Annotated in this window: 14 protein-coding genes; 7 read left to right on the plus strand and 7 right to left on the minus strand. The window is 61.5% G+C overall.

The genetic code is table 11. The features are described from left to right. Positions 1-119: 119 nt before the first annotated feature. Complete coding sequence (locus FHT69_RS29010) at positions 120-587, minus strand: nuclear transport factor 2 family protein (RefSeq protein WP_063474027.1); 468 nt, start codon at positions 585-587, stop codon at positions 120-122. A 137-nt stretch (positions 588-724) separates the two neighbouring features. Here FHT69_RS29010 and FHT69_RS29015 point away from each other — a divergent pair, with 137 nt between their 5' ends. Then, the gene (locus FHT69_RS29015; protein WP_047616653.1) at positions 725-1,096 is read left to right on the plus strand and encodes a winged helix-turn-helix transcriptional regulator; all 372 of its coding nucleotides are present in this window, start codon (positions 725-727) and stop codon (positions 1,094-1,096) included. Between the two features lie 13 nt (positions 1,097-1,109). Here the strand turns inward: FHT69_RS29015 and FHT69_RS29020 are convergent, their stop codons facing one another. Next, entirely contained in the window at positions 1,110-2,078 is a 969-nt protein-coding gene (locus FHT69_RS29020) for a zinc-dependent alcohol dehydrogenase family protein (protein ID WP_127430847.1), read from the minus strand. A gap of 53 nt (positions 2,079-2,131) precedes the next feature. Between FHT69_RS29020 and FHT69_RS29025 the strand changes: the two genes are divergently transcribed. The 4 genes from FHT69_RS29025 to FHT69_RS29040 all read left to right on the plus strand — a co-directional run bounded on the left by FHT69_RS29025 (position 2,132) and on the right by FHT69_RS29040 (position 6,185). Next, positions 2,132-2,548, plus strand: a complete 417-nt coding sequence (locus tag FHT69_RS29025) for an acyl-CoA thioesterase (RefSeq protein ID WP_047616650.1) — start codon at positions 2,132-2,134, stop codon at positions 2,546-2,548. A 30-nt stretch (positions 2,549-2,578) separates the two neighbouring features. Next, positions 2,579-4,102, plus strand: coding sequence for a class I adenylate-forming enzyme family protein (locus tag FHT69_RS29030; protein WP_183906313.1), 1,524 nt, complete (start codon positions 2,579-2,581; stop codon positions 4,100-4,102). Next, the gene (locus FHT69_RS29035) at positions 4,080-5,285 is read left to right on the plus strand and encodes a thiolase family protein (protein ID WP_183906314.1); all 1,206 of its coding nucleotides are present in this window, start codon (positions 4,080-4,082) and stop codon (positions 5,283-5,285) included. The genes FHT69_RS29030 and FHT69_RS29035 overlap by 23 nt, the downstream gene beginning before the upstream one ends. Before the next feature lie 150 nt (positions 5,286-5,435). Then, positions 5,436-6,185: a sensor histidine kinase gene (locus FHT69_RS29040; protein ID WP_183906315.1), complete on the plus strand. Its 750-nt coding sequence runs from the start codon at positions 5,436-5,438 to the stop codon at positions 6,183-6,185. A 99-nt stretch (positions 6,186-6,284) separates the two neighbouring features. Here FHT69_RS29040 and FHT69_RS29045 read toward each other — a convergent pair whose 3' ends face one another. Then, on the minus strand, positions 6,285-6,743 hold the full coding sequence (locus tag FHT69_RS29045; RefSeq protein ID WP_183906327.1) for a carboxymuconolactone decarboxylase family protein: 459 nt from the start codon (positions 6,741-6,743) through the stop codon (positions 6,285-6,287). Positions 6,744-7,140: 397 nt separating this feature from the next. On the opposite strand from FHT69_RS29045, the gene FHT69_RS29050 reads away from it, so the two are divergent. Together FHT69_RS29050 and FHT69_RS29055 are read left to right on the plus strand one after the other, a co-directional pair. Next, a complete protein-coding gene (locus FHT69_RS29050; RefSeq protein WP_183906316.1) occupies positions 7,141-7,905 on the plus strand; it encodes an SDR family oxidoreductase in 765 nt (254 codons plus the stop codon). A 43-nt stretch (positions 7,906-7,948) separates the two neighbouring features. Further along, positions 7,949-8,362, plus strand: coding sequence for a cupin domain-containing protein (locus FHT69_RS29055; protein WP_047616638.1), 414 nt, complete (start codon positions 7,949-7,951; stop codon positions 8,360-8,362). A gap of 49 nt (positions 8,363-8,411) precedes the next feature. Here FHT69_RS29055 and FHT69_RS29060 read toward each other — a convergent pair whose 3' ends face one another. The 4 genes from FHT69_RS29060 to FHT69_RS33990 all read right to left on the minus strand — a co-directional run bounded on the left by FHT69_RS29060 (position 8,412) and on the right by FHT69_RS33990 (position 12,714). After that, the gene (locus FHT69_RS29060) at positions 8,412-9,695 is read right to left on the minus strand and encodes a cystathionine gamma-synthase family protein (RefSeq protein ID WP_183906317.1); all 1,284 of its coding nucleotides are present in this window, start codon (positions 9,693-9,695) and stop codon (positions 8,412-8,414) included. Between the two features lie 73 nt (positions 9,696-9,768). Then, on the minus strand, positions 9,769-10,848 hold the full coding sequence (locus tag FHT69_RS29065; protein ID WP_097543293.1) for a YihY/virulence factor BrkB family protein: 1,080 nt from the start codon (positions 10,846-10,848) through the stop codon (positions 9,769-9,771). Positions 10,849-12,106: 1,258 nt separating this feature from the next. Beyond that, positions 12,107-12,403, minus strand: a complete 297-nt coding sequence (locus tag FHT69_RS33985) for a hypothetical protein (protein ID WP_210304368.1) — start codon at positions 12,401-12,403, stop codon at positions 12,107-12,109. A 41-nt stretch (positions 12,404-12,444) separates the two neighbouring features. Next, entirely contained in the window at positions 12,445-12,714 is a 270-nt protein-coding gene (locus FHT69_RS33990) for a hypothetical protein (RefSeq protein ID WP_210304370.1), read from the minus strand. Positions 12,715-13,302 lie beyond the last annotated feature (588 nt).

Raw genomic sequence — 13,302 nt, forward strand, 5'->3', positions numbered from 1 at the left:
GCGTCAGGCCATTGGCGAATGTTGACCCAGCAGTGCAGCGGAAATCGGCAGCAATGAAACGGCTGAACCAGGCGCGTGGCGCCAATGACGGGGCCGGCCGCAAGCCGGCCCCCTAGAATTCAGAACATCGTGTTCTTGTTGGCAGCCTCGCTCGGAACCGCCTGGATCACGTCCCAGTGCTCGACGATCTTGCTGTCCTTGACGCGGAAAATATCGACGATGGCCTGGCCGCGGTCGTCGGCGCCGTTCGTCGCATGCACATGCAGCCAGACGAGATCGCCATCGGCGGCGCTGCGGACGATCTCCGCCTTCGATTGGGCATTGTCCTTGAAGAAGCCGGAGAAGAAGGAAATCAAAGGTTTCTTGCCGTCGGGAACCTGCGGATTGTGCTGCCGGTAGTCGTCGGCGACGACCGAGGCGGCTTCCAGATCGTGCTTGTTGAAGAAGCGGTCGTAGAACTCCACCACCAGCTTCCGGTTGGCTTCCTCGACCTTCAAATCCCGCGAGGCCGATTCAGCAAAAGCGCCGGCCGGCGCGGCGACGCCCGCCAGAATGACGAGTGCGAAAAGCAATTTCCCGAGTGTCATGTATCAAGCTCCTTGGTATGGATCGGCGATCTGGTCTAGAAAGCAGACTATGAGAACTGGTCTATGAAACCTCGACATGTCGAGCAAGGAGGCAGGTTTTGGTGGCAAGGTCAGCCGATAGTGACCGAGGAGGCAGCATGCCCAGGGAAACGGACGAGCCGAAACAGCGGCCTGGGGCGGGATGCCCGATCAGAGGCGTGCTCGATCGTATCGGCGATCAATGGAGCCTGCTCACCCTCGAGGCGTTGGAAGACGAGAAGAAGCGTTTCAACCAGCTGCTGCGTGAGATCGGGGACATCTCGAAACAGATGCTCTCCAAGACGTTGAGGCATCTGGAGCAGGACGGCTTCATCAGGCGCACCGTCTATCCGGAGGTGCCGCCGCGCGTGGAATATGAGCTGACGGAGCTGGGGCAATCCTTTCTCATCCCCATGAAAGCCCTGATCGGATGGGCTGAGCAGAACCACACGGCAATCAAGAGCGCGCGGCAGCGATACGAAACCCCTTAGCGGGGAAATCCTGTCAGGCGAGCAGAACCTTTCCGCCGGTCCGGAACGGAAGGGCGGATTGCAGCGCCTGGCCGACCTTTTCCAGAGGAAACACCTCCCGCACCTCGGTCGCGATGACCTTCGAGGCGATCTGCGCAGCGATCTCGGAATAGGCGCGCTGGACCTCGCTCATCGCTTCGGAATGGACCCATTCCCGGAGATGGCAATAGGAAAAGGCGATATCGGGATGGGAGGCCCAGAAGGATGCCGGAATGCTCTGACCCGAAAGCAGGCCGTAGTGCACGAAATGTCCGCCCGGCTTCAGCGCATCGGCGAGAACGGAGGCGCGCGCACCGCCGACGCAATCGAGCACCGCGTCGAGCCCGTGCCGGCCGGCGAGGCCGGCGGCGAGGTCGCTGTCCGCCCTGTCGACGATGACCGTCTCGAGGCGGCCGCGCAGACGCGCGAGCGAGGCTTCGTTGCGGACGATGGCGATAGGCGTGACGCCCACGGCATTGGCGAGCCCGATCAATACCGATCCGATCGAAGAGGCGGCGGCATTGATGGCGATGCGCATGCCGGATCTCAGCCCGATCTTATTGTGCAGCATCAGCCAGGCCGTCATCGGGTTGACGTAGCTGGTCGCCGCCTCGAAGTCGGTGAGCTCATCCGGAACGCGAAGGCACCAGCCGGAATCGGTATCCTTGAACTCCTGCCATCCGCCGGCGCTGCGAACCGGCAGCACGCGTGTTCCCGGTGAAAGCCCATGAACCTCCTCGCCGCACTGTTCGACCACCCCGAACGCCTCGAAGCCCGGAATGAAGGGCAAGGTCGTGCGCCCGGCATAAGCGCCTGAGATGGTGATGATATCGGAGGGATTGATCGACCGCGCCAGCAGGCGCACCCGGACCTGGTCGCGCCGCAGCGGCGCCAGTGCTACCCGCTCGAGCTCAACGACCTCCTGAGCCGGCCCGAATTTTCGCACGACCGCCTGATATTGCATTGCATCCCCCACACACTCCCGGTTAGATCACGCCTTCGAATTTGGGTGATCGAATGAGTGTTGACGACAGGCCTTTAGCATCCTTCCGGGTCTCGATGCGAGACATCGACATTTATGGCCATGTCCACAACTCCGTCTATCTCGATTATTGCGAGGATGCGGTCGTCGAGTTCCTGCGGCACCGGCAAATTCTCAGCCATTTCCGCCATACCTCCTCCGGCGTTGCCTATCACGTGAAGAAGGCGGAGATCACCTTCCACAACCCGATCGACGTCGATGACGTCGTCGAAGCGAAGGTCAGCATCGAGAAAATCGGGCGATCGAGCCTCTCATTTGCAATCGAACTCTTTCGCCAGCGCGACGGCGCCCATTGCGCATCGGCTTGCCTCGTCTGGGTATGCGTCAGTCTTTCCGACAGCCGCCCGACACCAATACCGGACGCGACCAAAACCGCTTTGTCTCTGGGTTAGTCGCCGATCAATCAAGCCCAGTGGGTATTTATGCCGATCCATGCGCAGCTTCTTCGACATGCAACGGAGACACCGGACAAGCCGGCGCTGGTGATTGACGGGCATTCCCTGAGCTACGGCGAGCTTTATTCCCGCGCCAAGGCAATCTATCGGTTTCTCCAGAAGCTCCCCCGCTCGAACTGCCGCATGCTCGATCTACCCGGTGTGGACAAGCTTGCCGCTCTCAGCCTCGGCAACCATATCGGCTTTGCCGAATATTTTGCAGCTGCTACCGCCTTCCCGACTGCTTGCGCGGTGATCGATCCGATGATGCCGCCGGAAAGGATCGAACGCATTGTCGAGCGCCTGGCGCCGGACGTGCTTGTTGTCGACGATGCTGCAGGCCCAAGCGCCGAAATCGGCCGCAGGTTCGGCATACCGGTGATCACGGCCAGTGCGGAGCCCTTCGACCTCGCCGCGACGGGAGACGACCTGCCTGTCGATACCGACGGAATCTTCCTGATCGGTTTTACCTCGGGCACCACCGCCGAGCCGAAAGCCTATTATCGCTCACGCGAGCAGTGGCGCCGAAGCCTCGACCGGGGGCGCGTCGTTTTCCAACTGGAAGACGCACCCTCCACCATGTGCCCGGGAGCCCTCGCGCATGGGCTGGCGCTTTACGCCCTGGTCGAAGCCTTGGATGCCGGGGCGACCTTCCATTCGGTCAGGAAATGGGAACCCGGCACGGTCGCGCGTATTCTCTCTTCCGCGCAGATAGAACGGATGGTTGCCGTGCCGACGCATATAGCGGGCATCGCTCGGGCCTGGTCGACGGAGCCCGCTTTGACATCGCTGCGCGACGTGCTGACCGCCGGCGCAAAACTCGATGTGAACGGCGTCGACTCCATGCGCCGCCTCTTTCCGAAGGCGCGCATTCGCGAATATTACGGCGCCTCCGAGATCGGCTTCATGACGGTCTCGACCCTCGTTGGCGGCGCAGTCGATTTTCCGATCGACCGGGTTGGACAAGCCTATCCCGGCGTCGAAATCTCCATTCGTGATCCGAATGAAAACGACGTCGGGAGCGACGTGCCGGGCACCATTTTCGTCAGAAGCGACCTGATCGCCGATGGCTATCTCTGGGGCGACGACGGTCAGGCGTTCCGGGTCACGGAAGCCGGAGCGACGGTCGGAGATCTCGGCGAACTCGATGCAAACGGCATGTTGCAGGTGATCGGCCGGGCGGGCGGCATGATGATATCAGGCGGCAACAACGTTTATCCTGCCGAAGTCGAGAGCGCGTTGAAAGCCTGCCCAGGCGTAGAAGATGCCGTTGTCTTCGCGCTACCGGACGCCTATCTGGGTCAGCGGATCATTGCTGTCGTCTCGGGAGAGATGAAGGACGCGAAAATCCTGGCCGATCATTGCGCGCGAGAGCTCGCCAGGTACAAGATCCCCAAGCAATTCTACCATATCGGAACCTGGCCGATGACGAGCAGCGGCAAGATCTCGAGGGGGCAAGTGGAGACATCAGTGGTTTCTGGAGGCGATCTTGTCTTACGCCTATCAGCCTGACGAGGATTGGCAGCCGGTCGTGGTTGCCGCTTACCGCACGCCGATCGGCCGGGCTTTCGGATCGCTTGCGACCGTCGCGGCGGAAGACCTGCTTGCGCCGATCATCCGTCGCATTGTTGCCGAAACGGGAATTGCGCCCGAAACCATAGACGACGTGCTGGTCGGCAATGCCGCAGGCGGCGGCGGAAACATCGCGCGGCTGGCAGCCCTCACCGCCGGCCTGCCCATGGTGGTTCCGGGTATGACGATCGACCGGCAATGCGGCTCGGGCCTGGAAGCGATCATCATGGCAGCCCGGCTGATCCAGGCGAAAGCGGGCTTGTGTTTTCTGGCCGGCGGCGTGGAGAGCGTCAGCACCGCGCCATGGCGCGTCGAAAGACCTAAGGCGAATGGGGCGCTGCCGCGCTTTTATGGCCGCGCCCGGTTTTCGCCTGAAACGACCGGCGACCCGGAAATGGGAATTGCCGCCGAAAACGTCGCACGTCAGTTCGGCATATCGCGCCAGCGACAGGATGAATTCGCCCTGCGCAGCCACCGGCTCGCCGTGCAGGCGGCCGAGGCGGGCATCTTTCGACCCGAGATCGTTGAAATTTCCACCAGCCACGGCCTGATAGAACGGGACGAGTGCCCCCGCGCCGCGACATCTCTTGAGGCGCTTGCAAACCTCCGGCCAGTGTTCCTGCCGGATGGTTCGGTGACGGCAGGCAATGCCTGTCCGCTGAATGACGGCGCCTGCCTGGTGCTTGTCATGAGCCGCGGAATGGCAAGAAGCATGGGCATCGACAAGGGCCTGGCCTTCATCGACAGTGCCGCTGCCGGTGTGGATCCCAACCTGCTCGGCATCGGGCCGGTCGCCTCGACCAGGAAACTCATGCGGCGTCAGCCCGGGCTCTCGCTCGCGGGCATCGATGCCATCGAATTCAACGAGGCCTTCGCGGCTCAGGTTCTGGCATCGCTGGATCAGCTCGAAATCCCGGCCGACGCGGTCAACAGGAGCGGCGGCGCGATTGCCTTGGGCCATCCATTCGGGGCCTCCGGCGCCGTCCTCGTGACCCGTCTATACAGCCAGATGATCCGCGACAGCGGGGGAACCTTGATGACAGGCACGACCGGGCTTGCGATGATCGGTATCGGCGGCGGCATCGGGCTGACTGCCATGTTCGAGGCTATTGCGCTTTCCTGAACCCAAGGGGCAACAGCGTCCGGCGCGAGACCATACGACGGTATTGCCTGCCCTCACCCTTGAACCAATCGACTACAGCCCGGCTCGTATCATAGCCTCCATCTGCTCGGGACCGACATGTCTGTCGATGGAGCGGATGAGGAGCAAAGCATGTCGGAATCAGATACGAATATCCTCGCCGGTGAAGCTTACTTTTCCCACACGCGACCGGAAGCGATCTCCCTCAATGCAAATCCTGCGGATGCGATACTCGGCATCGTCCACGACTTGGGCAATTTGATCCAGATCGCCACCTCCGCGCTGAATATGATGTCGCGCAGTCCCGACATCGAGATGGGCTCGACCCTGGTGCCGGTCTTTGCCAGCGCCAGGATCTCGCTTCAGAGGGCGGGAACGCTCGTTCAGCAGACGATGCGCCTTGCGAGTGACGGCAATGCCGCGGCAGAGCCAATCGACATCCGGGCTTGCCTGATGGAAATCGAAGCCCTGGCGAGAGCCACCTGGGACCGCGATATCGCGTTCGAGATATATGCGAGCGAGACGCTTCCCATGCTCAGATGCAGCCGCGTGGGGTTGCAAAGCGCCATCATGAACCTGCTGCTCAACGCGCGCGACGCCATGCCGGATGGCGGTGTGATTTCGATCGCAGCCGCCGCCATCGACGGCGAAGGCGAAGGCGCCGGGATCGAATTGCGGATTTCGGACAACGGTCTCGGGATGACAGAGGATGTGCTGCACCGGGCGACCGATCCCTTCTTCACGACGAAAGCATCGGGGCTTGGAGGCTTCGGCCTGCCGATGGTCAAACGCTTCGCCCAGGAAGCACGGGGAAATCTCCATGTGGAAAGCGAACCAGGCCGAGGCACGGTCGTGACGCTGCGATTGCCCGTCGAACGCTGATCCATCACTTTATTCCGGCAGATCCCGGCGAGCTGGAAAGAAACCAGTCAAATAGCCGGACGAAGTCTTTCGCCCGGCTCATTCGTCGTTCAGCTGCTATCAGGCGGCGGCGCGTTTGTGATCCGCCGGATGCTGAAGCCGGAAGCCGATCGCCAGCCTATTCCAGGCATTGATCATCGCGACGCCGATCGAAAGCGCCAGAAACTCGTCATCCGAGAAGTTGGCGTGCGCCTCTTCATAAATATCATCCGGCGCATGGCTTTTGGTGATCTCGGTGAGAGCCTCGGCCCAGGCGAGCGCGGCCCGCTCCCGAGTGGTGAAGAGCTGCGACTCCCGCCAGGCGTTCAGAAGCAGCAGCCGGTCGTCCGTTTCGCCGAGCTTCAGCGCGTCCTGGCGGTGCATATGCAGGCAGTGAGCGCATCCGTTCATTTGGGACACGCGCACTTTGACGAGCTCGAGCAACTTCGGATCGAATCTCTTGGCAATCCAGGCTTCAACCGCCACGAGGCCATCGATGCCGCTATTTCTATAAGCCATGAAGTTCAGGCGCTTGATCATTCTTGTCTCCATCGTGAGAGGATTGATGGTGCAAGCCAAGGTTTGCAGGCCAGTGAATACGCCTTGCCCTCCAGGTCGGCTATCTGCCCCGACGGTAAGTTTGGCCGATGCCTGTCGACGTGACACGTTCCTCCATTTCGGCCGGATGCATGGACCGCAGAGCCAGCTGCCCTACTGCGTTCGCATAGGGTGACAGCGACCGAGGGAGAATGGTTTGGGACTGCGATCAGGCGCATTCTCCAATCCATCGGTTTACCGGCCGCACCGGAGATCTTGCGTGCGACGGCGCCGACGAAGTCGCTTCGCTCATCGAGGACGCGGTGGGCATGCCGAACAACTGCCTGCTCACCTTCAAGTCACCAGAGGATAATCCTCGCCAAGGACAAGGAGACTACCCATGAAAATCGTCGTTATCGGCGGCACTGGCCTGATCGGCTCGAAGACCGTGGAAAGATTGCGCAACAAAGGGCACGAGGTGTTGGCGGCTTCGCCGAATTCGGGCGTCGACACGATCACCGGCAAAGGCCTGACGGAAGCGCTCGCAGGCGCACAGGTGGTGCTCGATCTCGCAAATTCACCCTCCTTCGAGGACAAGGCCGTTCTGGAATTCTTCCAGACCTCGGGCCGCAACCTGCTCAAGGCGGGGGCTGCTGCCGGCGTGAAGCATCACATCGCTCTATCGATCGTCGGCATGGAGCGGCTGCAGGGCAGTGGCTATATGCGCGCCAAGATGGCCCAGGAAGAGCTGATCAAGAGCTCCAGGCTACCCTACACCATCGTGCACTCCACACAGTTCCATGAATTCATGGCTGGCATCGCTCAGTCGAACACCGTCGGCCAGGCGGCGCATCTGTCGCCGGCCTATCTGCAGCCGATCGCCTCTGACGACGTTGCTGACGTCATGGCCGAGGTGGCGCTCGCCCCGCCTGTCAACGGCACGATCGAAATCGGCGGGCCGGAGAAAATCCGCCTTACCGACATCGTAACGCGTCTGTTCAAGGCGACGAACGATCCGCGCCAGGTGATCGCCGATCCGCACGCCCGCTACTTCGGCGTGGAGCTCGAGGACAATTCGCTCGTGACCGGCCCCAAGGCGCGGCTCGGCCGGATCCGCTTCGACGACTGGCTCAGCCGTCAGCCGGCCCAGAAAAAGAGCGCCTGATACCGGGCGTCCGACCCATTCCCATCAACGTAGGAGACCAGACATGCTCACCAAAATGATCTCGGCGGCGGCGCTCGCCGTTGTCCTTACTGCCGGCACTCAGGCTCACGCGGCAGGCGGCGACGCGAAGGTAAGCGTCGTTTACGACCAGAAGCTCCCCAATGTTCCCGGCAAGAGCGTGCGGGCGGTGCTTGTCGAATATGGGCCAGGCGGCTCCTCGCCCGGCCATACGCATCCGGCTTCGGCCTTCATCTATGCCACCGTTCTCGAAGGAGCGATCACCAGCAAGGTGAATGACGGGCCGGAAAAAGTCTACAAGGCCGGCGAAAGCTTTCCCGAATTTCCCGGCGATCATCACAGCGTCAGCAAAAACGCCAGCAAGACAAAGCCGGCGCGCCTGCTTGCGGTCTTCGTGCTGGATACCGACGAGACGGAGCTGACGATCGACGACAAGTGACGCCATGCGTGATGCCCGGCGGCGCCGGGCATCACTTCCTCGCCGTGTCTCAGGCCGCCTGCAGCGCCAGTTCCAGGTCGGCAATCAGATCATCCGGATGTTCGATGCCGATCGACAGGCGGATCGTCGATTCCAACACACCGATGCGCTGGCGGACATCGGCAGGCACACCGGAATGCGTCATGGCGGCCGGATGGCTCGCAAGCGATTCCGTGCCGCCGAGGCTGACCGCGAGCTTGAAGATCTGTAGCGCGTTCAGGAATTTGAACGAAGCGGGCTGACCGCCGCGAATATCGAAAGAGAAGGTGGAGCCGGCGCCGGTGCATTGCGCCCTGAAGGTCCGGCCGGCCGGCGATTCCGGATCGTGGTAGGGCAGGTAGTGGACCATCTCAACCTTCGGATGATCACGCAGAAAATCGGCAACGGCCCGCGCGTTGCTGTTTGCCCGCTCCATGCGCAGCTGCAGCGTCTCCAGCGAACGGCCGAGCATCCAGCAGGAATGTGGATCGAGCTGCGTGCCGATCGCGCCGCGCAGGGCCTTGATCTGCTTGATCACTGCCTTGCGACCAAGAACGGCGCCGGCGATCAGATCGGAATGACCGCCGACATATTTGGTCAGCGAATAGAGCGAGATATCGGCGCCGTGCTCGATCGGCCGCTGGAAGACCGGTCCGAGCAGGGTATTGTCGCAGACGATGATCGGCATATGGCCCTGTCTTGCACCGATCATGTCGGCCACCCGCCGGATCATCGCGACATCGACCAGGCTGTTGGTCGGATTGGCAGGCGTCTCAATCAGGATGACGGAGACGCGGCCTTTGCCCATCGCCTCTTCCGCCGCCTTCTGCACCGATCCTTCGCTGACGCCGTCGGCAAATCCAACGGCGGCGGTGCCGAGGTTGAGGAAGGTCTTCGCCAGCAATGTTTCCGTTCCCCCATAGAGCGGTTGCGAATGCAAGATCGCATCGCCAGGCCGGACGAAGGCAAGCAGAGTGGTGGCGATCGCCGCCATGCCGGATGAAAACAGCACGCCGCTTTCCGTCCGTTCGTAGACGGCAAGCCTGTCCTCGACGATCTCGCTGTTCGGATGGTTGAAACGCGAGTAGACGAGGCCGGCCCCTTTCCCCTCGGGCGGCTCGCGGCGGCCCGACACATAATCGAAGAAGTCGCGGCCATCCTCCGCGGTATTGAACACGAAGGTGGAGGTGAGGAACACCGGCGGCTTGACCGCCCCTTCCGAGAGTTCCGGATCGTAGCCGTAGTTCAGCATCTGTGTTTCGGGATGCAAGGCATGATTGCCGATATGGGTTTTGGAAGGATGCGGGGCGGTCATCATCGTCTCCTGTTTCGGGACTGCAGAAACGGCAGAATACATCAAAACTATATGAGAGTAGCAATCATCGCGGTCAGCTCATGGTCTCGCCCAGAGTGTCCGCGACATAGGCGCCACGCGCTCCCATCGGCAGCGGCGTGCCCGTCGTCGTGTCCTTTGCGGTCTGATGCTCCAGTTCGGCGTTAAGCTCCCCTCCGACGATAAGAATGACGACGGAAAGCCAGATCCAGATGAGGAAGCCGATCAGCGCGCCGAGCGTGCCGTATGTCGCGTTGTAATTGGCAAAATGATCCAGATAGAAGGAGAAACCGAGGGACATGGCAGCCCAGGCGACCGTGGTCAGAACCGCGCCCCACGTCATCCACCGGAGCGTGGCAGGCTCGCGGCTGGGGCCGAAGCGGTAGACTGATGTGACCGCCACCGCGACGACCAGCAGAAGCAGCGGCCATCGCATGAGAAGAGCCATATGCTCCTTGAATTGATCGAGCCAGAGATAGGAGAGGACCACCGGCATGACCCCGACGAGCGCCACCATGACCACCATCAAAAGCATCGCGCACAAGGTGAAGCAGAGACCTATCAGGTTCAACCGGACAAGCCCCCGCTTCTCCTCCTCCTCATAGGCGACGTTCATCGCGTCGAAGATCGCCAGCGTGCCGCTATGCGTGCTCCACAGGGCGATGCCGAGACCGACGAAGAAGGTCATGCCGAGCGTGGCGTCGCGCCGGTTGACCAGTTCCTTGATCTGGTCGGCAAGAAGATCGAACGCGCCGGGCGGCAAAAGCGCGGCCAATTCGCGAAGGTGTTCGGATATGGTGATCGGATCGGCAACCAGCCCGTAAAGAGAGACCAAGGCCGCCATGGCTGGAAACAGCGCCAGCAACAGATAAAAGGTCACGCCCGCCGCAATCAACGTCACTCGGTCCGCGAGGACTTCGTGGAAGACACGCCAGAACACGTCGCGCAGACCGCTGAGAGGAATGGCCTCGGGCACACTGGCACTGCGGCCATGATCGTCACCCCGGTGGCCGGTATTCGCAGACGGGGCGACCGAACTGCGCTCTTTTGCCTGCATCAAGACAAGCGCGCCGATCCCCGCGGCCATCACTGTCGCGGCAATGGAGAGCCTCTTGAGGTGAAGCACATCGGACATGAGGATGTTCTCCGGTCTGGTGCTGACATAACGCAGGCCGCCGCTAAAGGATGCAAGCCGTTGCTTTCCTACGGACATTTGATGCGGGGGCGACGTCAGTCTGTTCCCAGGCGGGTCAGGCTGCAGGGGAATGGACACGAAAGCGGGAGCAATTCGGAAAGCCATAAGTCATTGATATCGCTTCAATCACATAAGACTACGGAAGCAAAATCGGACTTTGGTTTCGTTACCGCGTTGCCGGCTGCCTGTCCGAAAGGGCTGCCACTAGGGTTTCTTGGCGGCCACGAGGCCATAGATTGGCGCTCGGCTCACATCCGGAGCGCAATTTGGATCCAAAATCCACTCCCCAACATCCCGATTCCGGCACCTTTCGGCGACCGGCATCCGCAGATGAAGCGTTGATCACAAGCCTGGCAAAAGAATAGCGCCGGCGACGATGGCCTGCAATAGCCGCTTGCGTTTTCACCCGACAAATATCGGGTCAGAGCATCCACGACCGATTGCTTTCCCCCGGCACAGCTCACGACCAAGCGTCGTCGAGACCGAGACGCTGCCTGCTCACGGACACGATCTTGAAGGCCTCGTTGTCGCGTACCAGATTGTCGGCAATTGACAGAATACGCCCAGCGATCGACGAACACGCAAGCATCTGCGCAGCAAGAAGGCGAAGCCAGCTGCCCACTCAGGATGGCGAGCAGTTCGCAGCCTGGCCTCATTCAGCCATCGGCGCCCCGACCGTCGCCGGCGGCGCTGCTCCGGCAGTTCAGTATCTGGCGCCCGTGGGCACCCCCTTCGCACGGCGCAGGATCATCTCGAGGTATAGTGGCCGGGATTGACGCAGGTCTTCCCCAGACTGCCTGAGAGCAAGGGACTTCCCCATCAATACGCGCACCACTGTCGGGCGCTGCTCCATCTGCCATGGCGGCGCAGCCTTAGCGCCACATATGCCTATCCCACGAGAATGAACCGGGGGCTGCCGTTTCACACATGCATTCGGCTCGCCACCGCGGGCAAATCGCTGAACGTCACCGCAGCTTCATGTGCGCTAACGAAGGTCTCATCCGCGAACTGCCGATCCCCTGCCCCGCAATCCTTCCACTCAATCACATAAGGACCCGACTGCAGATGACAGCTGCGCCGCTGGACCGCATCACACCGAGACGGCAGCCTCAATGGCGGGACGGCAATCCCTGCGCCCGGACAACTGCCTGATGGACCCCGTTGTCCGCGGACAACGGGATGATCAACGTGATTCCAATCAGATCATTTGCGCGAACGGCCCCACAGCAATTGATGGCGCGACCGACGAGATACCCCTGATGTCACCTTCCCAGCCGGCATCCTGGACGCGCAGCACCATGACCGCCGTGGCGGCGCCGCCAGCCATCGCAGAGCGGCGCCTTGTCGAACAGCTTCGTGAATGTGCGCAAAGAATTTGGTAAAGATCGGACCAGCCGGCAGATCTGCCCGCTCGTTCCACAAGGGACGGAATGCGGCCCATTCGAAAAGCCGCGCAGTTGCCGGCGTAGTGATTTTTCTCGCCGAAAGCTTCCACGGATGATCGTCGGCTGGCTCAGCGACGAGGCGGAAACGAACTCATCCACCGCGCGGTGGGAAGCCACTGGACCAATTAACAAGGCCGAAGCGAAAGTGGCTTGATGACAGCGGCAGCATCCGCATGCGGTGGAAGCCGATGGGCCGGTCCCTGCCGCAAATGACCAGTGTAAGGTGGTCAGTTTGGCGACCGCTTGTCGAATATTCGATCAATGCACCCATCAGCTGGACGGCGATGCGTAAGGTCACGCGCTCGAGCGAGCGAAAGGCCCAACCAAGACAGACCAAGAGAGGATCGTCATCGTCGACCACCGAGCCGCCCTCACCTTCGCGCACCCCGGCGCTTGAGGCGCAGCAATGCGATCACTGATGCTCTCACCGATCGCTTCACCCCGGACCGAGCCGACCTCCGTCGTCTCGCAGCGAAGCGCAGCCCTTCCTCCGGCACCGCACCTCGGCTGGTTGTCCGCGGACAACACCATGCCAGCCCCATCACCTGCGAGAAAAGCTGCACCTGCCCGACCGCCTTCGTCCGCAGCGTGATCCACATAAAGAGCGGCGCAACCGCCAGGCTTGAATTTGCCGCATTGCGGCACTACCTCGTGACGGACTGAAGCGCTTAACCCCTCCGAGCAGCTTCGGTCCGACGGACAGCATCTCTCCTCCCCGGCTGTCGGTCACAATCGAAGCCCGGCGCATCTCTCCCGCGCCGGGCTTTTGTCGTTTTGGCCGCCTTCCGTCGCCGGCGAGTCAGCAACGCTTCCCAATTTCTCCATTCTTGTGGACGCTCCTCAAGCGATAGGCCGTGAACCGGTGAAGCCGGCGGAAGCGACTTAGTACCCGTCGCCTGCTTATCTACACTGGCATCTGAACGCCGCCTTCCCAGAGGAGCCTCGAATG

It is taken from the genome of Rhizobium sp. BK008, assembly GCF_014197345.1.
Classification (GTDB): Bacteria; Pseudomonadota; Alphaproteobacteria; order Rhizobiales; family Rhizobiaceae; genus Rhizobium; species Rhizobium anhuiense.

Bases quoted from the DNA above. Each gene is read 5' to 3' on its own strand.
- FHT69_RS29010 (WP_063474027.1), bottom strand. From the start codon at position 587: ATGACACTCGGGAAATTGCTTTTCGCACTCGTCATTCTGGCGGGCGTC.
- FHT69_RS29015 (WP_047616653.1), top strand. From the start codon at position 725: ATGCCCAGGGAAACGGACGAGCCGAAACAGCGGCCTGGGGCGGGATGC.
- FHT69_RS29020 (WP_127430847.1), bottom strand. From the start codon at position 2,078: ATGCAATATCAGGCGGTCGTGCGAAAATTCGGGCCGGCTCAGGAGGTC.
- FHT69_RS29025 (WP_047616650.1), top strand. From the start codon at position 2,132: ATGAGTGTTGACGACAGGCCTTTAGCATCCTTCCGGGTCTCGATGCGA.
- FHT69_RS29030 (WP_183906313.1), top strand. From the start codon at position 2,579: ATGCCGATCCATGCGCAGCTTCTTCGACATGCAACGGAGACACCGGAC.
- FHT69_RS29040 (WP_183906315.1), top strand. From the start codon at position 5,436: ATGTCGGAATCAGATACGAATATCCTCGCCGGTGAAGCTTACTTTTCC.
- FHT69_RS29045 (WP_183906327.1), bottom strand. From the start codon at position 6,743: ATGATCAAGCGCCTGAACTTCATGGCTTATAGAAATAGCGGCATCGAT.
- FHT69_RS29050 (WP_183906316.1), top strand. From the start codon at position 7,141: ATGAAAATCGTCGTTATCGGCGGCACTGGCCTGATCGGCTCGAAGACC.
- FHT69_RS29055 (WP_047616638.1), top strand. From the start codon at position 7,949: ATGCTCACCAAAATGATCTCGGCGGCGGCGCTCGCCGTTGTCCTTACT.
- FHT69_RS29060 (WP_183906317.1), bottom strand. From the start codon at position 9,695: ATGACCGCCCCGCATCCTTCCAAAACCCATATCGGCAATCATGCCTTG.
- FHT69_RS29065 (WP_097543293.1), bottom strand. From the start codon at position 10,848: ATGTCCGATGTGCTTCACCTCAAGAGGCTCTCCATTGCCGCGACAGTG.